The sequence below is a fragment of the Mesorhizobium sp. P3_A10 genome, assembly GCF_056403175.1.
Genome location: NZ_JBFUFZ010000001.1, coordinates 1,357,845 through 1,375,501, shown reverse-complemented (window position 1 = coordinate 1,375,501; position 17,657 = coordinate 1,357,845). Strand labels below are relative to the sequence as shown.

Here is a 17,657-nt window from a genome sequence, read left to right as displayed (position 1 = left end):
AGGGCACCTCTGCGAACCGCTGCGCTGGTGTTATGGTACGCCGGAACTCATCAGACGGTAAGGATCTGAGGCATGTCCGGAGTCACCCGCCGCACACTTCTTGTGTTCGCCGCCGTTGCGTCTGTCGTTGAACCAACGTCTGCTGAAGGGGAGGGCACGTCACGCGAGTTGCAGGCTCTGATCGCAACCCATGAGGCCGCCTATGCGGCGCTCCATCGAGTTGTCCATCAAGCGGGCAGCAGCCAGCACGATCGCAAGATGGCAGACCGAATCGAAGAGCAAGCCTTGCTGGCCATCTGCTCCTATCCTGCGACCAGCCGAGGCGACCGCCAGGTCAAGGCCGAGTACCTACTGACTGTTGAGGCGCGGGGCGAGCTCGACCTCGAACAGCACATGCAGGCCATCTTGCACTCCATGGGGTAGATGGCGGAGAGAGCGGGATTCGAACCCGCGTTACGGTCTCCCGTAAACACACTTTCCAGGCGTGCGCCTTCAACCACTCGGCCACCTCTCCGTCTTAGCATTTCGCGCCGGCCGGTTTCGCCGCGCGGGTTGGGCAAATGCATCACCCTTTGGGAACTCCGGCCGGAAACTCCGCGCCGTGGGCGCCGTCAACCAGCGAACACCCTTTCCCCGCCCCTGAGCCGTCAAAGCAACAGGTGCGGGGCTCATCTAGTCGATCCGGCGTCGAATGCCAAGCCATAACGGGCATTCTATTCTCCTTGCCGGGATTGGTGTCTTTTGCCATGCCGCGCCCCGACGCCTCTCGTGGCGGCGGCAACCGAATAATGTGCACAGGCGGGGCCGCAAAGCCTGCCGTGCTTGACTTCGTCGCTGGCCGCCTGTCGAGTGATCGCGAGGCTTTGCGGGGGCACCGGCCGAACATGACATCGACAAACCAACAGCCAGCCAGGCGGCCAGACAGCGGGCTTTCCTATATCCCGCCGGCATGGCTCGTCTTCATCATGGCCTGGTCGGCCTACAGCCTGATTTCCGCATGGCGGGTGATTGGCGACTATGACCTGCCGGACAGCGTTCTCTATCTCATCTATGGCGGCCTGGCCGCCAGCATCATCACCATCCTGTGGGGACTTTATCTGCTTGGCCTCGCCTTTAACCGCTCGGCGCGGTTCCCGCGCCATTTCACCATCTGGCAGGTCGCCACCATCCTGTGGCTGCTGGCCAGGCAGGCCTATATGCTGGTCGTGCCCGATTTCGCCTTCTCAGGCCAAGGGCTGGCCGTCACCGGGGCCGAGATCGCCGTCGGTCTGCTCTGCATCTATCTGTTGCGCCGCGGCGCAGGCGCCGAGACGACCTATGCCAATCCCGAAAGCGAAAGCCCGCCAGTGCTGGTCTCGATCGTCGCCGCCTTGCTCGGCATCATCCTCGGCGCCGCAATCGGCGCTGGCGTCGGTTTTGCCGCAGGCGCGCTGATTGCCGAAACCACCGACATGAGCTGCTTCGAGGGCGCCTGCGGCTACTTTGCCGTGTTCATCGGGCTGGCCGGGCTGGTTGTCGGGGCGATCGCCGGCGGCGTGTTTGCCGTCTGGTGGGTGCACAGGCGAAAGCGGAAGGCAGCAGCGTAGCTTTCAAATTCGCGTGTCACGATTGCGGTCAAAGCACGCAAGGGCTATCTCCCGCTACAGACTTTGGCAGGTCTAGGGGGAAATCCTCGGGGGAGGGTCTGGATGTTTCGCTTCATCTTTCGTCTCGCGGCAATGATATCGCTTTCGGTGTCCGTCATCATGGCGGTGCTGGATGCGACGCGATCTGTAGCGGCTTCGGCGGTGGTGATGACCCCGCTCAACACCAGCTGGCTTGCCGTCTCGTCCGACACGCGCAGCGCCTTCGAGAGCTTTATTCGCGACAAGGTCAATCCGATGCTGTGGGACAGCGCCATCGCCTGGGTGCTCAACCAGCCCGGTTTTGCGGTGTTCGCGATTGCTGCCTTCATCCTTTATGCGATCGGCTACAGGCGGCAGCGGCGGGGCGGCCAGTTCGCTCCGAACTGATGATCTGTCGGCGATGAGTTTCCAGCGTCCCCAAGCCTAAGAGAAAGGGAGACTGCGCATGTTTTTTCTCAGCGATATGCTGAACAAGAAACTCAACCTGCCGAAGCCCTCCGAGGCGCTGCCGGGCCGTATCAGGGCGATCGCCACGGCCTCCAGGCATTTCGTCTCGAAGCGGCCGCTGAAGGGACCCTATCCCGAGGGGCTGGAGACGGCGCTGTTCGGGCTCGGCTGCTACTGGGGCGCGGAGCGCCTGTTCTGGCAGCGCGAAGGGGTCTGGGTCACGGCGGTCGGCTTCGCCGGCGGCGTCACCCCCAACCCGACCTATCAGGAAACCTGCACCGGCCTCACCGGCCATGCCGAAGTGGTGCTCGTGGTTTATGATCCGAAGATCGTGTCCTATGCGGAGCTTTTGAAGCTGTTCTGGGAAAGCCACGACCCGACGCAAGGCATGCGCCAGGGCAACGATGTCGGCACCACCTATCGCTCGGCGATCTACACGTTTGGTGACGCGCAACACCAGGCGGCGATCGCGTCACGCGACGCTTACGAAGCCGCCTTGCGTGGCGCCGGCCGTGGCAAGATCACCACCGAGATCGCGGCAGCGCCCGAATTCTATTTCGCCGAGCAGGACCACCAGCAATATCTGGCGAAGAACCCTTACGGTTATTGCAACCTCAAGGGCACCGGCGTCGCTTGCGCCATTCCGGCCGCCGCCTCCGCTTAGGCCTTTGGCGAAAGGAATTGGTTGTGGCGCCGTGTCCCGGCGCCACGCTTTTCCAAAAGGTCAAAATTCCGCGTGAATTTTGTTTCGGGCCGTGCCAGATTGGCCCTGAGCGGGAGGGAATACACTCCTGCCTGACGTCGCATGCCTGCCGGTGAACCGGGCCGGTATGCGGTGCGTAACGGAAAAAATAACCGACAGGGTGTGGATCACATGAAACGTATCGTTCTCGGCCTTCTGGCCGCAACTGCAATGGTTCTTCCGGCTTTCGCCGCGGATGTCCAGCCGGCCATCCTCTACGATCTCGGCGGCAAGTTCGACAAATCCTTCAACGAGGCTGCCTTTCACGGCGCCGAAAAGTTCAAGACCGAAACCGGCAACGCCTATGTCGAGTTCGAGGTGTCCAACGCTTCGCAGCGCGAGCAGGCCCTGCGCCGCTTCGCCGAGGACGGCCGCAACCCGATCGTCATGGCCGGCTTTGCCTGGGAGGATGCGCTCAAGGCGGTCGCGAAGGAATATCCTGACCTCAACTTCGCCATCATCGACGATGCCGTCGATCTGCCCAATGTCCGCTCGCTTGTCTTCAAGGAGAATGAAGGCTCCTATCTCGTCGGCATCATGGCGGCGATGGCCTCGAAGTCCAAGAAGGTCAGCTTCATCGGCGGCATGGACATTCCCCTGATCCGCAAGTTCGAATGCGGCTATGTCGGCGGCGCCAAGTCGGCGGGTGCGACCGAAGTCATCCAGAACATGACCGGTGACACCCCGGCGGCGTGGAACGATCCGACCAAGGGCGGCGAGATCGCCAAGACGCAGATCGACCAGGGCTCCGACGTGGTCTATGCCGCGGCCGGTGGCACCGGCGTTGGCGTGCTGCAGGCGGCGGCGGATGCCGGCAAGCTCGGCATCGGCGTTGATTCCAACCAGAACGGCCTGCAGCCCGGCAAGGTGCTGACCTCGATGCTGAAGCGCGTCGACGTTGCCGTCTACACCGCTTTCATGGACGGCAAGAACGGCACCTTCAAGGGCGGTGTGCAAAATCTCGGCCTCAAGGAGGGCGGCGTCGACTACGCCATGGACGACAACAACAAGGCGCTGGTCACCGACGAGATGAAAGCCGCCGTCGAAAAGGCCAAGGCCGACATCATCGCCGGCACGGTCCAGGTGCACGACTACACCACCGACAACGCCTGCCCGTATTGATCGGCAGCGATCACCAAGGTTTCGGACCGCCGGGTGAAAACCCGGCGGTTTTGTTTTGGGCAAGTTTTGTCGCGTGAGGCATCAGGCATCGCCGCGTAGCGCCTGCCTAAAACTTTCCCAGGAGGTAACCCAGCGCGAAGGCCGCAATCAGCCCGATGGCGATGACGGTTCCACGCTGGCCTCCGAGCGCGTGCAGGCCGACGCCGTACGGTCGCTGGTTGAGACCCTGTATCACCGCCGGCGGTCTCATATCGCTGCTGTCGAGGCTGGACAGGCGCATCTGTGGCAGTTCGGCGATGCGTTGGGTGATCAGTTGCCAGCGATTGTCGGGCTCCGCGCCGGTTGCCTCAGTGCGGTCGAAGACATGCATGCGTTCGGCAATCCGCAACACGGCGTCGCGAAAGGCGGGATCGATCTCCAGATCGCGCTCGGCGCGCTCGCGGTCCCGGTCGTTCATCAGGCCAAGCACGTAGTCGCCGGCCCGGGCGATGCGATCGCTTTCACCGGCCATCACTTGCTCCCCCTCAGGCCATTCACCAATGCGGCGGCTTGGTCACCGGCACATCGGATGCAGACTGTTCCTCCAGCGCCAGAAACCGTTCGCTCAGTGCATCGAGCTTGCGCTGCATGCGCTCGATCACCTTCCACTGCTCGGCGATCTGGCCGGACAGTTCGTCGATGGTCTTCTCCTGCTCGGTGGCGCGGATTTCCAGCGTCGTCAGCCGGTCGGCAGGCATGATCATTTCTAAAAATCCCTGGTCTTGGCTCACGCAACCCCAAAAGCTGCGAGTTTCGAATTCGCCATATTAGCGAATGTGAAGATCGAGGCCATGTTCGAAATTGACAAGCACGCAGGGATTTGTCGAGAGTGAACACCGCTTCGGCCGATTGGCAGGGGCGGGGCATCATGCTAGGCGTTTTGACCAAGCGATAAAAAAATAAGAGTGGGACAGGCTGCATGGCGCAAGCCGCAATCGAGCTTATCGGCATCAACAAGAGTTTTGGCGCCGTGCGCGCCAACCGCGACATCAATCTGGAGATCGTCCGCGGCACCATCCACGGTATCGTTGGCGAGAACGGCGCCGGCAAGTCGACGCTGATGTCGATTCTCTATGGCTTCTACCAGGCCGACAGCGGCGAGATCCATGTCGGCGGCAAGCCGGCGTCGATCAAGACGCCCAACGACGCCATCGCGCTCGGCATTGGCATGGTGCACCAGCATTTCATGCTGGTTGACAATTTCTCCGTGCTGGAAAACGTCATTCTCGGCGCCGAAAGCGATGCACTGCTGAAGAAGAGTATCGCCAAGGCGCGCTCTGAACTGGAGCGTCTCGAGCGCGAATACGGGCTCGAAGTTGATCCCGATGCGATCATCGAGGAATTGCCGGTCGGCCTGCAGCAGCGGGTCGAAATCCTCAAGGCGCTTTATCGCGGCGCCGAAATCCTGATCCTCGACGAGCCAACGGGTGTGCTGACGCCAGCCGAGGCCGACCACCTGTTCCGCATTCTCAAGCAGTTGAAGGAGCAGGGAAAAACGGTGGTGTTGATCACCCACAAATTGCGCGAAATCATGGCCATCACTGACAGCGTCTCGGTCATGCGCCAGGGCACGATGGTGGCGACGCGCGAGACAGCCAAGACCACGGTCGAGGAACTGGCCGAGCTGATGGTCGGGCGGCGCGTGCTGCTTCGGGTCGAGAAGGGGGAGGCCGAGGCCGGCGGCGTCAAGCTGGCGGTCAAGAACCTGACGGTGAAGGATTCACGCGGCGTCACCATGGTCGACGACATCTCCTTCGACATTCGCGCCGGCGAGATCGTCGGCATTGCCGGCGTTGCCGGCAATGGCCAATCCGAACTGCTCGAGGCGATTTCGGGCATCAGGCGCGCCGTCTCCGGTTCAGTGATGCTCGACGGCAAGCCGATAGACCTGACCGGGGCCGCCGATCCCGGCGAGTTGCGCGACCGTGGGCTGGCCCATGTGCCGGAAGATCGCCATCATGTCGGGTTGGTGCTGGCCTTCGAGGAGAACGAAAATTCCATCCTCGGCTATCACGACGACCCCCGCTACCTCAAAGGACCGTTCCTCAACATCGACGCCATCATGGCCGATGCCAGGGACAAGATCGAGAAATACGACATCCGTCCCGGCAATCCGCGCCTGAAGACAGCGAACTTCTCCGGCGGCAACCAGCAGAAGATCGTGCTGGCGCGGGAAATGGAACAAGACCCGGGTGTTCTCATCGTCGGCCAGCCGACGCGCGGCGTCGACGTCGGCGCCATCGAATTCATCCACAAGCGGCTGATTGCCATGCGCGACCAAGGCAAGGCGGTGCTGGTGGTATCGGTCGAACTCGACGAAATCCGATCGCTGTCCGACCGCATCCTGGTGATGTTTGCCGGCCGTATCGTCGGCGAGCGCGGCCCGGAGGCGACCGAAGGCGAGCTTGGCCTGCTGATGGCGGGTGTCGAGCACCAGGAGGCAGCAGAATGAGCACGCCTTACGCCAAGCTGCCGGCCTGGGCTGACTATGGGCTGATCCCGCTGATCAATTTGTCGGTCGCCTTCATCGTTGCCGGCTTCGTCGTCATGTTGGTGGGCGAAAACCCGTTCCGCGCCGCCGTCATCCTGGTCGAAGGCGCCTTCGGCAAGGGAACCGGCATTGCCTTCACCCTGTTCTACGCCACCACTTTCATCTTCACCGGCCTGTCTGTTGCGGTGGCCGCGCATTGCGGCCTGTTCAACATCGGCACCGAGGGCCAAGCCTACATTGCCGGCCTCGGCGTCGCCGTGGTCTGCCTGACCTTCGACAGCGTGCTGCCATGGTGGCTGACCTTTCCGCTGGCAATCATCGCCGGAGCTGCGGTTGGCGCGCTATGGGCTTTGATCCCGGCCTATCTGCAGGCCAAGCGCGGTTCGCACATCGTCATCACCACTATCATGTTCAACTTCATCGCCGCGTCGATCATGGTCTATCTCCTGGTCGGGCTGTTGAAGCCGGCAGCCTCGCAGGCGCCGCAGACCCGCAACTTCCTCGCCGGCGCCGAACTCCCCAAGCTCAACTGGATCATCGAACTGTTCGGCGCCAAAATCCGCTCGGCGCCCTTCAACATCTGCTTCCTGCTGGCGCTGGTGATGGCCTTCCTGGTCTGGCTGCTGATCTGGCGCACCAAGCTCGGCTACGAGATGCGCACCTATGGCCACAGCCCGAAGGCAGCGCGCTATGCCGGCATTTCAGAGACCCGCATCATCATCATCGCGATGATGATCTCGGGCGCGCTGGCCGGCATGATGACGCTCAATCCGGTGATGGGCGACCAGCACAATGTGGCGATCGACTTCGTCTCCGGCGCCGGCTTTGTCGGCATCGCCGTGGCGCTGATGGGCCGCCTGCATCCGGTCGGCATCGTGCTGGCAGCGATCCTGTTCGGCATGCTCTACCAGGGCGGCGCCGAACTCGCCTTCGAGATGCCGGCGATCAGCCGCGACATGATCGTCATCATCCAGGGTCTGGTTATCCTGTTTGCGGGTGCGCTGGAGCATATGTTCCGGCCTTATGTCCAGGCACTGTTCGCCTCGTTCAGCCCGAGATCCGTCGGCATCGAAGCGGTCAAAGGGAAGGGCGCCTGAGATGGATGTGTTCATGGCCATCGTGCAGATCTTCGACTCGACGATACGCCTGTCGGTGCCGCTGCTGCTTGCCTGTCTCGCCGGCCTCTATTCGGAACGCGCCGGCGTCTTCGACATCGGGCTGGAAGGCAAGATGCTGGTCGGCGCCTTTGCCGGTGCCGCTGCTGCCTCGGTCTTCCATTCCGCCCTTCTCGGCCTCGGCATGGCCATCATGATCTCGGTCGCTTTTGCCATGATTCACGGCTTTGCCTCGATCACCCATCGTGGCAACCAGATCGTCTCCGGCGTTGCGATCAATTTCATTGCCGCGGGTTCGACCATCATCCTCGGCCAAGCCTGGTTCCAGCAAGGCGGGCGCACACCAGCGCTGCAGCCGGGCGAGCGCTTCGAGGCCATCACCTTGCCCGGCGCCGACGCTGTCCGCGACGTGCCGATCCTCGGACCGATCTATGCCGAGCTTCTGTCCGGCCACTCCATCCTGGTCTATCTCGCATTCGCGATGGTGCCGTTTACCTGGTGGGTGCTGTTTCGCACCCGCTTCGGCCTGCGCCTGCGCGCGGTCGGCGAGAACCCGGCGGCCGTCGACACCGCCGGTATCTCTGTCGCCTGGCTGCGCTACCGGGCGCTGATCTGCACCGGTATATTGACCGGCATTGCCGGCGCCTATCTGTCGATGGTGCAGAATGGCGGCTTCGTGAAGGACATGACTGCCGGCAAGGGCTATATCGCGTTGGCGGCGCTGATCTTTGCCAAGTGGAGGCCGGTCAATGCCATGTTCGCCTGCCTTCTGTTCGGCTTCCTCGATGCCGCGGCGATCCGCCTGCAAGGCACGCCACTGCCGCTGATCGGCAAGGTGCCGGTACAGTTCATGCAGGCTCTGCCCTATATCCTCACCGTCATCCTGCTTGCTGGCTTCATCGGCAAGGCCATCCCGCCGCGCGCCGGCGGTGTGCCCTACGTCAAGGAACGCTGAATTTAATGTCGCATGATCTGTTCGAAGCGGCGCAAGCCGCCATGGCCAAGGCCTATGCGCCGTATTCGAAATTCCCGGTCGGGGCTGCATTGCGCACCGAGGACGGCCGGGTTTTCGTTGGCGCCAATGTCGAGAACGCGTCCTTTCCGGAAGGCTGGTGCGCCGAAACCACGGCGCTTGGCCACTACATCATGGGTGGCGGCGGCAAGATCACCGAGATCGCGGTGATCGCCGAGCGCATAGGCAAATGCTCGCCCTGTGGCGGCTGCCGGCAAAGGCTGGCGGAATTCTGTCAGCCGGAAACAAAACTCTATCTGTGCGACAATGCCGGCGTGGTCGAGACCGTGACCATGGGCGATATGCTGCCCTATGGCTTTCGGGGCGACATTTTGAAATGAAGAACTGTTGAAATGAAGAGCTGGCTGAAATGAAGGAAGCGCTGGATCATCTCGTCGAAAGGTTGGATGGGTTGGCGCCCACCACCGCACTGGTGCTGGGCTCGGGCCTTGGCGGTCTTGTCGACCAGGTCGAGGATGCGGTGCGCATCTCCTATGCGGATTTGCCCGGCTTTCCCAGAAGTGGCGTCACCGGCCATGCCGGCGAGGTGGTGGCGGGGCTTTTCGCCGGTACGCCGGTGCTGATGCTGTCGGGCCGCGCTCATTACTACGAGCACGGCAACGCGGCGGCGATGCGGCCGGCGCTGGAAGTGCTGGCGGGCATCGGCATCACCAAGCTGATCCTCACCAATGCCGCCGGTTCGGTCGATCCGGAGATGGGGCCGGGCTCGGTGATGCTGATCACCGACCACATCAATTTCTCAGGCTCCAATCCATTGATCGGCGAGCCGAGCGACCGTCGTTTCGTTGGTCTTACCGAAGCCTATGATGCCGGCATTCGCTCGGCGATCGAGAAAGCGGCGAAGGCGACGGGCACGGCGCTGCACAAGGGCGTCTATATGTGGTTTTCCGGACCGTGCTTCGAGACGCCGGCGGAAATCCGCATGGCGCGCATCATGGGCGCCAATGCGGTCGGCATGTCGACCGTGCCGGAGGTCATTCTCGCCCGCTTCCTCGGCCTGCGTGTCGCCGCCTGCTCGGTGGTCACCAACCTCGCCGCAGGGATGACCGGGGCGGAGCTTTCGCATCAGGAAACCAAGGACATGGCGCCGATCGGCGGCGCGCGGCTGGCGACAATCCTCCGGCGTGTGTTCGAGGATGGGCTGCCGGAGAGTAAGGTCTCGGCCTGATGCTTCCGCAAGAGATTATTCGCCGCAAGCGCGACGGCCAGAAGCTGTCGACGCAGGAGATTGACGGCTTCATCGCAGGCCTGACATCCGGCACCGTCTCGGACGGCCAGGTCGGCGCCTTCGCCATGGCGGTGTTCTTCAACGGCATGAGCCGCGACGAGGCAGTGGCGCTGACGCTTGCCATGCGCGATTCCGGCGATGTGCTCGACTGGTCGGACCTGCCGGGACCGGTCACCGACAAGCATTCGACCGGCGGCGTCGGCGACAATGTCTCGCTGATGCTGGCGCCGATCGTCGCCGCCTGCGGCGCCTATGTGCCGATGATCTCGGGCCGGGGCCTCGGCCATACCGGCGGCACGCTGGACAAGATGGACGCCATCCCCGGCTATATCAGCCAGCCGGATATTGCGCGCTTCCGCAAGACGGTGCTCGAGACCGGCTGCGCCATCATCGGCCAGACCGCCGATCTGGCGCCGGCCGATCGCAGGCTTTATGCGATCCGCGATATCTCGGGAACGGTCGAATCAGTGCCGCTGATCACCGCCTCGATCCTGTCGAAGAAACTCGCCGCCGGCCTGCAGTCGCTGGTGCTCGACGTCAAGGTCGGCAATGGCGCCTTCATGGAGAAGTCGCGCGACGCAACGGCGCTGGCGAACAGCCTGGTCGAAGTCGCCAATGGCGCCGGCCTGAAGGCCTCGGCGCTGATCACCGGCATGAACGAGCCGCTGGCGTCGGCGGCCGGCAATGCGGTCGAGGTGCGCAATGCGGTGGATTTCCTCACCGGCCGGGTCCGTGACAAGCGGCTGGAGGATGTGACGCTGGCGCTGGCGGCAGAAATGCTGCAGTCGGCCGGCCTGGTGACGTCCAACCAGGACGGCATGCGGCGCGCCGCCGAGACGCTCGCCGGAGGCCGCGCCGCCGCTATTTTCGCGCGCATGGTGGCCGCGCTTGGCGGTCCCGCCGACTTCGTCGAGAAGCCGGAAAAATATCTACCGAAGGCGGCAACGGAATTCGCGGTCAAGGCGACCGCCAACGGCTTTGTCACTGGCATTGCCACCCGCGACATCGGGCTAGCGGTCGTCGGCCTCGGTGGCGGGCGCACGCGGCCGGACGACAGGATCGACCATGCCGTAGGCATCACCAGGCTGTTGCCGGTGGGTGCGGAGGTGCGGGTCGGTGAGGCGCTGGCGCTGGTCCATGCCCGCACGGAGGCGGATGCGGAGGCGGCGGCCGCCGCCGTGCTTTCGGCCTATGTGGTCGGAACTTCGAAGCCGGCGGCGGACAAGAGCGTGATCCGGCGGATCCTGCCGCGCGGGTAGGCAGAGGCGGGAAGGTTCTCTCTTACTGGACGAGCAGCAGCGTGCCGTCTTCGACCTGGTATTTTTCCAGCCGCTGCAGAAAGCTCATGCCGATCAGGTTGGTGTGCAGCGCCCGGTCGTCGAGCACGACGGCCTGCATGTCCTCGACCGTGATCTTGCCGATCTGCAGGCGATCGATGCTCACCACGGCAGCCCTGATGACGCCGTTGGCGGTGTTGACCTGTTGGTTGAAATCCGCCTGGTTCAGCGAAATGCCGATCCTGCGCGCCGTCGACGTGTTGATGGCGACCAGCGTGGCGCCGGTGTCGATCAGGCCGTCGACCTGACGACCGTTGAGCTTGAACGAGGTGGTGAAATGCCCGCGCGCGTCCGCGGCGATCAGAACCTTGCGGCCGAACGGTTGTGGCACTGGCGGCTTGTCAGGGGCCGCGGCCAGCTTCAGTTGCGGATCAGCCGCCGGTTCGGCCTCAGCCGCCGATTTCGGCGTACTGTCGAACATTTGCGGATTCGATTGATAGGCGAACGGGATCAGTACCGATGTCGCGGCAAGCACGCAAAAGATGAGAACTGTGCGCAGCATGGGTCGGCCTTTGTGAGCGCCGACCCTAATCCCGACATGGTGTTTGCGGCTTTAACGCGCGCGCCGAAACCGCGCCATTGCGTAAACGACCGGTAAACGGCCGTGATGACTATTTCGTCCCGTACATGCGGTCGCCGGCGTCGCCGAGGCCGGGCATGATGTAGCCTTTCTCGTTGAGCTGGCGGTCGATCGAAGCGGTGAAGACCGGGACATCGGGATGCGCCTTGGTGAAGCGCTCGATGCCTTCAGGCGCCGCCAACAGGCAGAGGAAGCGGATGTTGGTGGCGCCGCGTCCCTTCAGCTTGTCGATGGCCGCGATCGCCGAATTGGCGGTGGCCAGCATCGGATCGACGACGATCACCAGCCGGTCGGCGAGATCGCTCGGCGCCTTGAAGAAATATTCGACCGCTTCCAGCGTCTCGTGGTCGCGGTAGAGGCCGATATGGGCGACGCGCGCCGCCGGCACCAGATCGAGCAGGCCTTCGAGCAGGCCGTTGCCGGCGCGCAGCACCGAGGCGAAGACCAGCTTCTTGCCCTCCAGCGTCGGCGCCTCCATGGTTTCGATCGGCGTTTCGATGGTGGTCGTGGTCAGTTCGAGGTTGCGGGTGACCTCATAGCCGAGCAGCAGCGAGATCTCGCGCAGCAGCCGCCGGAAGCCGGCCGTCGAGGTCTCCTTCTTGCGCATAATGGTCAGCTTGTGCTGGACAAGCGGGTGGTCGACGACGGTGACGCCCTGCATGGTGTTCTCCTAAATGCGTGTCGCCCAAAAGTGTGCGCATAGATCCATTCGGACGCGCTGCGCTTCCGGCTGCTGGAATGACCCTAGCGACAATGCGCCGGCCAAGGAACCGCCTGGCCAGCACCGACCACAGTTTTGTCGGGAGAAATCAGCGCGCGACGCCGTTGAGCTTGGCGAGCAGTGCGGTCTTGGTCTTGCGATCGACGAAGGCTGCCTCTATTGCCGTCCGGGTGACCGCGGCGAGCGCCTTGTCGTCCATCGCAAAATGCTCGGCGGCGATGGCGTATTCGCGCTTCAGCGACGTCCAGAAATAAGGCGGGTCGTCGGAGTTGAGCGTCACCTTGCAGCCCGCCGCTTTCAGTGCCGGAAAGGGGTGGTCGGCGAAGCTGTCGAAAACCTTGAGCGCAATGTTGGAGCCGGGGCAGCATTCGAGCACGACGCCTTCGTCGGCGATGCGCCGGACAAGGTCGGCATTCTCGATGGCGCGCACGCCGTGGCCGATGCGGGACGGGCGGATGTGGTCGAGTGCCGCCTGGACGCTCTCCCAGCCCATCAGTTCGCCGGCATGGATGGTGATGCCGAGCCCGGCCTCGCGGGCGATCTCGAAGGCCCTGACATAGTCCTCGAAGTCGCCCATGCGCTCGTCGCCGGCGACGCCGAAGCCGGTCACCAGCGGATGCCCGCAGCGGGCCGCGAAGCGCGCCGCCTGCTCGATCGATTCGACGCCGACATGGCGCACGCCGGTGACGATCATGCGGCCCTCTATGCCGGTCTTGGCCTTGGCCCGCGCCATGCCTTCGCCGAGCGCGTCGGTATAGGCTTTGGGCGACAGGCCGGCTTTTTTGGCGTGGTCCGGCGAGGTGAACACCTCGGAATAGATGGCGCCATCACGGGCGAGGCTGGTCAAATAGTGATCGGCCAGCCGGGCATAGTCCTCTTCCGTGCGGAACAGGTCGGCGGAAAAATCATAGGCGGCGAGGAACGAGGTGAAATCGTGCCAGACGAAGGAGCCGTTCTGGATATAGGGCGAGGTGTCCTTGCCGTATTTCTGCGCCTGGCTGATGACGAGTTCGGGCGCAGCCGCCCCTTCGATGTGGCAGTGCAGTTCTGCTTTCAAAGGCATTCAATCATCCCGTCAGGTCAATCCAGGTCGTGGCCACATAGGCATGATGCCACGACAGGGAAGCGCGGCCGAACACCGCGCCTTAAACAATAGCGCCCGCACCATCGATCGGCTATGGTCCCGCCGGTTTTATGACGGATCACAATAATGTCAGTTGAGAGAACCACGGCCGCGGGCGGCATGGAAACCTCCTATGGTTTCAAGCGTGTAGGGGCTGACGACAAGCAGTCCCTGGTCAACGACGTTTTCCACAAGGTAGCCAACCGCTACGATCTGATGAACGATCTGATGTCGGCTGGACTGCACCGGCTGTGGAAGGACGCCATGGTGACATGGCTTAATCCGCCGAAACGGCCAGGCTGGAAGGTGCTCGATGTTGCCGGCGGCACCGGCGACGTCGCCTTCCGCATCGTCGAGGCGAGCCACCGCAATGCCCATGCCACCATCCTCGACATCAACGGCTCGATGCTCTCGGTCGGCCGTGACCGGGCCGAGAAAAAGGGCCTGTCCGACAACACCGATTTCGTCGAGGCCAATGCCGAGGAATTGCCTTTCGCCGACGCCACCTTCGACGCCTATACGATCGCCTTCGGCATTCGCAACGTGCCGCGCATCGATGTGGCGCTCAGTGAAGCGTTCCGCGTGCTGAAGCCCGGCGGGCGTTTGCTCTGCCTCGAGTTTTCCGAGGTCGACATGCCGCTGCTCGACAAGGCCTATGAGGCCTGGTCGTTCAACGCCATTCCCAGGATCGGCAAGGCGGTCACCGGCGACGGCGAGCCCTATTCCTACCTGGTCGAATCGATCCGCAAATTTCCCAACCAGCAGAATTTTGCTGCCATGATTGCCCGCGCGGGCTTCGATCGCGTCTCCTTCCGCAACTATTCGGCCGGCATCGCCGCCCTGCATTCGGGCTGGAAGCTTTGAGGCTGGTCCGTATTCTTCACGTTCGATGTGCCCTGCGCCGGTTTAGAAAGCCGGCAGGGCAAGTGCTGCCATGAGCACCGTCGGCGCGGCTTTTCGGCTCGCACGGGCCGGCTGGGTGCTGGTTCGCGAGGGTGTCGTCGCCGCCTTGCCGGGCGACGAGCTGTCCGGTCTGCCGAAATTCGGCTGGCGCATGGCGCGGCTGTTCACCCGCCGCCGTGCGCTTGCCTATGAGCGCGGCGACCGGCTGGCCAAGGCGGTCGTCCGGCTCGGTCCGTCCTACGTCAAGCTCGGCCAGTTCCTGGCGACGCGGCCTGATGTCGTCGGCAATGACATGGCGCTCGATCTCGCCATGTTGCAGGACAAGATGCACACGTTCCCGCAGGCCGAGGCGGTGGCCGCGATCGAAGCCTCGCTCGGGCGCAAGATCGGCGAGCTTTACGTCCGCTTTGGCGATGCCGTCGCTGCCGCCTCGATCGCCCAGGTCCACACAGCTGAAACCGTGCAGAACGGTGTCGCGACCCAGGTGGCGGTAAAAGTCATCCGGCCGGGCGTGCGCCGCCGCTTCTTCCACGATCTCGAAAGCTATTTCCTCGCCGCCCGCCTGCAGGAAAAGTACATCCCGTCGTCGCGCCGCCTGCGGCCGGTCGAGGTGACCGAGACGCTGGCGCAGACCACCAAGATCGAGATGGACTTGCGGCTCGAAGCGGCGGCGCTTTCCGAACTCGGCGAAAACACCAGGGACGATCCCGGCTTTCGCGTGCCGTCCGTCGACTGGGAGCGCACCGGCCGCGACGTGCTGACCATGGAGTGGGTCGACGGCATCAAGATGAACGACGTTGCCGGCCTCGCGGCCTTCGGCCACGATCTGAAAACCATCGCCGGCAACCTGATCCAGTCGTTCCTGCGCCATACGCTGCGCGACGGCTTCTTCCATGCCGACATGCATCCGGGAAACCTGTTCGTCGAGGCCAACGGCACCATCGTCGCCGTCGATCTCGGCATTGCCGGCCGGCTCGGCAAGAAGGAGCGCCGGTTCCTCGCCGAAATCCTCTACGGCTTCATCACCCGCGACTATCTGCGCGTTGCCGAGGTGCATTTCGAGGCCGGCTATGTGCCGCGCCAGCACAATGTCGCGGCCTTCGCGCAGGCGATCCGCGCCATCGGCGAGCCGATCCATGGCCAGCCGGCCGAAACCATCTCGATGGCCAAGCTTTTGACGCTTTTGTTCGAGGTCACCGAACTCTTCGACATGGCGACGCGGCCCGAATTGATCCTGCTGCAGAAGACCATGGTGGTGGTCGAAGGCGTCGCCCGCACGCTCGACCCGGCCTTCAACATGTGGAAGACGGCCGAGCCGGTGGTCGGCGACTGGATCGCCGGCAATCTTGGGCCGCGCGGCATTCTGGTCGACGCGCGCGACGGCGCCAAGGCGATGCTGGCGCTGGCTCGCCAGGCGCCGGAACTCGCCGCCCGCACCGAGCGGCTGTCGCGCGAGATCGACCTGATGGCCGAGCACGGGCTGCGCTTCGACGAAGCGACATCGCGCGCCATCGGCAAGGCCGAAGCGCGTTACACCCGCTCCGGCCGGCTGGCGCTGTGGGTGATCGCGCTAACGCTTGTTTATATCGCGTGGAAAATCTTGTGATTGCAGACCGGCGATAGCATTGCTATCATTGCATTCGTGACGACCTGACGAGTGCAATCACATGGCCAGCATCACCATCCGCAACCTCGATGATGACGTGAAGGATCTGCTGCGGCAACTGGCGGCGGAGAATGGCTGCTCGATGGAAGAGCAGGCGCGGCTGATGATCCGGGCGGCGGTTGAAGGTCGGGCAGGGCAGGCCGACCGCATCGACCAGATCGAGAAGACGCTGCGCGCGCTGGCAGGACCAGACCAACAAGCGACTTCTGCCGTCGCTGTTTCGGGTAAGTCGTCGCCGCGTGGCTCTTTGTCAGGCAAGCGCATTCTGCTGATCATCGGTGGTGGTATCGCGGCCTACAAGGCGCTCGACCTGATCCGGCGGCTGCGCGAGCGCGGGGCGGCGGTGCGCGTGGTGATGACGGCGGCAGCGCAGGAGTTCGTGACCACGCTGTCGGTTGGCGCGCTTTCGGCCGACCATGTCTTCACCGAACTGTTCGACCGCAATGACGAGCACGATGTCGGCCATATCAGGCTGTCGCGCGAAGCCGACCTTTTGGTGGTGGCGCCGGCCACCGCCGATCTGATGGCCAAGCTCGCCAACGGTCATGCCAACGATCTAGCCTCCACCGTTATGCTCGCCACCGACAAGAAGGTGCTGATGGCGCCGGCGATGAACCCGAAAATGTGGTCGCATGCCGCGACGCGCCGCAACCGCGCGACGTTGGCCAAGGACGGCATCGCTTTCGTCGGCCCGGCCAAGGGCGAGATGGCGGAAAGCAACGAGGCCGGCGAGGGTCGCATGGCCGAGCCGCTGGAGATTGTTGCGGCGATCGAGGCGCTGCTCGACAGCAAGCCGAAGCCGCTCTCCGGCCGCCGGATCATCGTCACCTCGGGGCCGACGCATGAGCCGATCGATCCGGTGCGCTACATCGCCAACCGCTCGTCGGGCAAGCAGGGCCATGCGATTGCGGCGGCGCTGGCGAGGCTGGGCGCTGACGTCCAGCTGGTCTCGGGTCCGGTCAGCGTTGCCGATCCGGCCGGCGTTGCGACGACGCATGTCGAGACTGCGGCCGAGATGAAAGCGGCGGTCGAGCAGTTGCTGCCGGCGGACGCCGCGGTGTTCGTCGCCGCCGTCGCCGACTGGCGAACCGCCAATTCGGCCGGCGAGAAGATCAAGAAGGTGGCGGGCGAAGGGCCGCCGGCGCTGCAGATGGTTGAAAACCCCGACATTCTCGCTGGCGTCGGCCATCACCAGAAGCGCCCCGGACTGGTCGTCGGCTTCGCCGCCGAAACGCAGGACCTGATTGCCAATGCCGAGGCTAAGCTGAAGAAGAAGGGCGCGGATTTCATCGTCGCCAACGATGTCTCGCATGACAGCGGCATCGGCTCTTCCGGCGTCATGGGCGGCGATCGCAACCGGGTGCGGATCGTGTCGAAGACCGGCGTCGAGGAATGGCCCGAGATGAGCAAGGACGAGGTGGCGGCGCGGCTCGCCGCGCTCATCGCCGAACGGCTGAAGACGATCGTTGTCTGAGCGGCCTCCGG

At 63.7% G+C, this 17,657-nt stretch carries 19 protein-coding genes and 1 tRNA gene; 14 read left to right on the top strand and 6 right to left on the bottom strand.

Annotated features, from left to right (window positions below):
* Positions 1-72: 72 nt before the first annotated feature.
* Positions 73-423, top strand: coding sequence for a hypothetical protein (locus AC1DXU_RS06655; protein ID WP_477365868.1), 351 nt, complete (start codon positions 73-75; stop codon positions 421-423).
* A gap of 1 nt (position 424) precedes the next feature.
* Here AC1DXU_RS06655 and AC1DXU_RS06650 read toward each other — a convergent pair.
* A tRNA-Ser gene (locus AC1DXU_RS06650) sits at positions 425-514 on the bottom strand.
* Positions 515-884: 370 nt separating this feature from the next.
* Here AC1DXU_RS06650 and AC1DXU_RS06645 point away from each other — a divergent pair.
* The 4 genes from AC1DXU_RS06645 (at position 885) to AC1DXU_RS06630 (ending at position 3,936) form a co-directional block, all read left to right on the top strand.
* Complete coding sequence (locus AC1DXU_RS06645; RefSeq protein ID WP_477365865.1) at positions 885-1,586, top strand: hypothetical protein; 702 nt, start codon at positions 885-887, stop codon at positions 1,584-1,586.
* A 102-nt stretch (positions 1,587-1,688) separates the two neighbouring features.
* On the top strand, positions 1,689-2,012 hold the full coding sequence (locus AC1DXU_RS06640; RefSeq protein WP_477365863.1) for a hypothetical protein: 324 nt from the start codon (positions 1,689-1,691) through the stop codon (positions 2,010-2,012).
* 58 nt (positions 2,013-2,070) lie between these two features.
* Positions 2,071-2,736 (top strand): peptide-methionine (S)-S-oxide reductase MsrA, encoded by a 666-nt coding sequence (gene msrA, locus AC1DXU_RS06635; RefSeq protein ID WP_477365859.1) that lies wholly within the window; start codon positions 2,071-2,073, stop codon positions 2,734-2,736.
* A 210-nt stretch (positions 2,737-2,946) separates the two neighbouring features.
* Positions 2,947-3,936, top strand: coding sequence for a BMP family lipoprotein (locus AC1DXU_RS06630; RefSeq protein ID WP_477365856.1), 990 nt, complete (start codon positions 2,947-2,949; stop codon positions 3,934-3,936).
* Positions 3,937-4,042: 106 nt separating this feature from the next.
* Here AC1DXU_RS06630 and AC1DXU_RS06625 read toward each other — a convergent pair whose 3' ends face one another.
* Together AC1DXU_RS06625 and AC1DXU_RS06620 are read right to left on the bottom strand one after the other, a co-directional pair.
* On the bottom strand, positions 4,043-4,447 hold the full coding sequence (locus AC1DXU_RS06625) for a hypothetical protein (RefSeq protein ID WP_477365853.1): 405 nt from the start codon (positions 4,445-4,447) through the stop codon (positions 4,043-4,045).
* A gap of 22 nt (positions 4,448-4,469) precedes the next feature.
* Entirely contained in the window at positions 4,470-4,676 is a 207-nt protein-coding gene (locus AC1DXU_RS06620; RefSeq protein WP_477248594.1) for a SlyX family protein, read from the bottom strand.
* A 218-nt stretch (positions 4,677-4,894) separates the two neighbouring features.
* Here AC1DXU_RS06620 and AC1DXU_RS06615 point away from each other — a divergent pair, with 218 nt between their 5' ends.
* From AC1DXU_RS06615 to deoA, 6 genes are read left to right on the top strand one after another with little or no spacing between them, the layout of a single operon-like run.
* A complete protein-coding gene (locus tag AC1DXU_RS06615) occupies positions 4,895-6,427 on the top strand; it encodes an ABC transporter ATP-binding protein (protein WP_477365850.1) in 1,533 nt (510 codons plus the stop codon).
* Positions 6,424-7,563 (top strand): ABC transporter permease, encoded by a 1,140-nt coding sequence (locus AC1DXU_RS06610; protein WP_477365848.1) that lies wholly within the window; start codon positions 6,424-6,426, stop codon positions 7,561-7,563. Before AC1DXU_RS06615 ends, AC1DXU_RS06610 begins: the two co-directional genes overlap by 4 nt.
* A gap of 1 nt (position 7,564) precedes the next feature.
* Complete coding sequence (locus AC1DXU_RS06605; protein WP_477365846.1) at positions 7,565-8,536, top strand: ABC transporter permease; 972 nt, start codon at positions 7,565-7,567, stop codon at positions 8,534-8,536.
* A gap of 5 nt (positions 8,537-8,541) precedes the next feature.
* The gene (gene cdd, locus AC1DXU_RS06600; protein WP_477365844.1) at positions 8,542-8,934 is read left to right on the top strand and encodes a cytidine deaminase; all 393 of its coding nucleotides are present in this window, start codon (positions 8,542-8,544) and stop codon (positions 8,932-8,934) included.
* A gap of 29 nt (positions 8,935-8,963) precedes the next feature.
* The gene (locus AC1DXU_RS06595; protein ID WP_477365842.1) at positions 8,964-9,782 is read left to right on the top strand and encodes a purine-nucleoside phosphorylase; all 819 of its coding nucleotides are present in this window, start codon (positions 8,964-8,966) and stop codon (positions 9,780-9,782) included.
* On the top strand, positions 9,782-11,101 hold the full coding sequence (gene deoA / locus AC1DXU_RS06590; protein WP_477365839.1) for a thymidine phosphorylase: 1,320 nt from the start codon (positions 9,782-9,784) through the stop codon (positions 11,099-11,101). Before AC1DXU_RS06595 ends, deoA begins: the two co-directional genes overlap by 1 nt.
* A gap of 22 nt (positions 11,102-11,123) precedes the next feature.
* Here deoA and AC1DXU_RS06585 read toward each other — a convergent pair whose 3' ends face one another.
* The 3 genes from AC1DXU_RS06585 to AC1DXU_RS06575 all read right to left on the bottom strand — a co-directional run bounded on the left by AC1DXU_RS06585 (position 11,124) and on the right by AC1DXU_RS06575 (position 13,543).
* Positions 11,124-11,681, bottom strand: coding sequence for a TIGR02281 family clan AA aspartic protease (locus tag AC1DXU_RS06585; protein ID WP_477365836.1), 558 nt, complete (start codon positions 11,679-11,681; stop codon positions 11,124-11,126).
* A 109-nt stretch (positions 11,682-11,790) separates the two neighbouring features.
* Entirely contained in the window at positions 11,791-12,420 is a 630-nt protein-coding gene (upp, locus tag AC1DXU_RS06580; RefSeq protein WP_095084682.1) for a uracil phosphoribosyltransferase, read from the bottom strand.
* 148 nt (positions 12,421-12,568) lie between these two features.
* Positions 12,569-13,543: an adenosine deaminase gene (locus AC1DXU_RS06575; RefSeq protein ID WP_477365833.1), complete on the bottom strand. Its 975-nt coding sequence runs from the start codon at positions 13,541-13,543 to the stop codon at positions 12,569-12,571.
* A gap of 147 nt (positions 13,544-13,690) precedes the next feature.
* Here AC1DXU_RS06575 and ubiE point away from each other — a divergent pair, with 147 nt between their 5' ends.
* The 3 genes from ubiE to coaBC all read left to right on the top strand — a co-directional run bounded on the left by ubiE (position 13,691) and on the right by coaBC (position 17,646).
* Complete coding sequence (ubiE, locus tag AC1DXU_RS06570; protein ID WP_477365830.1) at positions 13,691-14,467, top strand: bifunctional demethylmenaquinone methyltransferase/2-methoxy-6-polyprenyl-1,4-benzoquinol methylase UbiE; 777 nt, start codon at positions 13,691-13,693, stop codon at positions 14,465-14,467.
* A 70-nt stretch (positions 14,468-14,537) separates the two neighbouring features.
* Positions 14,538-16,112: a 2-polyprenylphenol 6-hydroxylase gene (gene ubiB, locus AC1DXU_RS06565; RefSeq protein WP_477365827.1), complete on the top strand. Its 1,575-nt coding sequence runs from the start codon at positions 14,538-14,540 to the stop codon at positions 16,110-16,112.
* Positions 16,113-16,173: 61 nt separating this feature from the next.
* Positions 16,174-17,646 carry a bifunctional phosphopantothenoylcysteine decarboxylase/phosphopantothenate--cysteine ligase CoaBC gene (coaBC, locus tag AC1DXU_RS06560; protein WP_477365824.1) on the top strand — a complete coding sequence of 491 codons (1,473 nt, stop codon included), beginning with the start codon at positions 16,174-16,176 and terminating at the stop codon, positions 17,644-17,646.
* Positions 17,647-17,657: the final 11 nt, after the last annotated feature.

Bases quoted from the DNA above. Each gene is read 5' to 3' on its own strand.
- AC1DXU_RS06655 (WP_477365868.1), top strand. From the start codon at position 73: ATGTCCGGAGTCACCCGCCGCACACTTCTTGTGTTCGCCGCCGTTGCG.
- AC1DXU_RS06645 (WP_477365865.1), top strand. From the start codon at position 885: ATGACATCGACAAACCAACAGCCAGCCAGGCGGCCAGACAGCGGGCTT.
- AC1DXU_RS06640 (WP_477365863.1), top strand. From the start codon at position 1,689: ATGTTTCGCTTCATCTTTCGTCTCGCGGCAATGATATCGCTTTCGGTG.
- msrA (WP_477365859.1), top strand. From the start codon at position 2,071: ATGTTTTTTCTCAGCGATATGCTGAACAAGAAACTCAACCTGCCGAAG.
- AC1DXU_RS06630 (WP_477365856.1), top strand. From the start codon at position 2,947: ATGAAACGTATCGTTCTCGGCCTTCTGGCCGCAACTGCAATGGTTCTT.
- AC1DXU_RS06625 (WP_477365853.1), bottom strand. From the start codon at position 4,447: ATGGCCGGTGAAAGCGATCGCATCGCCCGGGCCGGCGACTACGTGCTT.
- AC1DXU_RS06615 (WP_477365850.1), top strand. From the start codon at position 4,895: ATGGCGCAAGCCGCAATCGAGCTTATCGGCATCAACAAGAGTTTTGGC.
- AC1DXU_RS06610 (WP_477365848.1), top strand. From the start codon at position 6,424: ATGAGCACGCCTTACGCCAAGCTGCCGGCCTGGGCTGACTATGGGCTG.
- AC1DXU_RS06605 (WP_477365846.1), top strand. From the start codon at position 7,565: ATGGATGTGTTCATGGCCATCGTGCAGATCTTCGACTCGACGATACGC.
- cdd (WP_477365844.1), top strand. From the start codon at position 8,542: ATGTCGCATGATCTGTTCGAAGCGGCGCAAGCCGCCATGGCCAAGGCC.
- AC1DXU_RS06595 (WP_477365842.1), top strand. From the start codon at position 8,964: ATGAAGGAAGCGCTGGATCATCTCGTCGAAAGGTTGGATGGGTTGGCG.
- deoA (WP_477365839.1), top strand. From the start codon at position 9,782: ATGCTTCCGCAAGAGATTATTCGCCGCAAGCGCGACGGCCAGAAGCTG.
- AC1DXU_RS06585 (WP_477365836.1), bottom strand. From the start codon at position 11,681: ATGCTGCGCACAGTTCTCATCTTTTGCGTGCTTGCCGCGACATCGGTA.
- upp (WP_095084682.1), bottom strand. From the start codon at position 12,420: ATGCAGGGCGTCACCGTCGTCGACCACCCGCTTGTCCAGCACAAGCTG.
- AC1DXU_RS06575 (WP_477365833.1), bottom strand. From the start codon at position 13,543: ATGCCTTTGAAAGCAGAACTGCACTGCCACATCGAAGGGGCGGCTGCG.
- ubiE (WP_477365830.1), top strand. From the start codon at position 13,691: ATGTCAGTTGAGAGAACCACGGCCGCGGGCGGCATGGAAACCTCCTAT.
- ubiB (WP_477365827.1), top strand. From the start codon at position 14,538: ATGAGCACCGTCGGCGCGGCTTTTCGGCTCGCACGGGCCGGCTGGGTG.
- coaBC (WP_477365824.1), top strand. From the start codon at position 16,174: ATGGCCAGCATCACCATCCGCAACCTCGATGATGACGTGAAGGATCTG.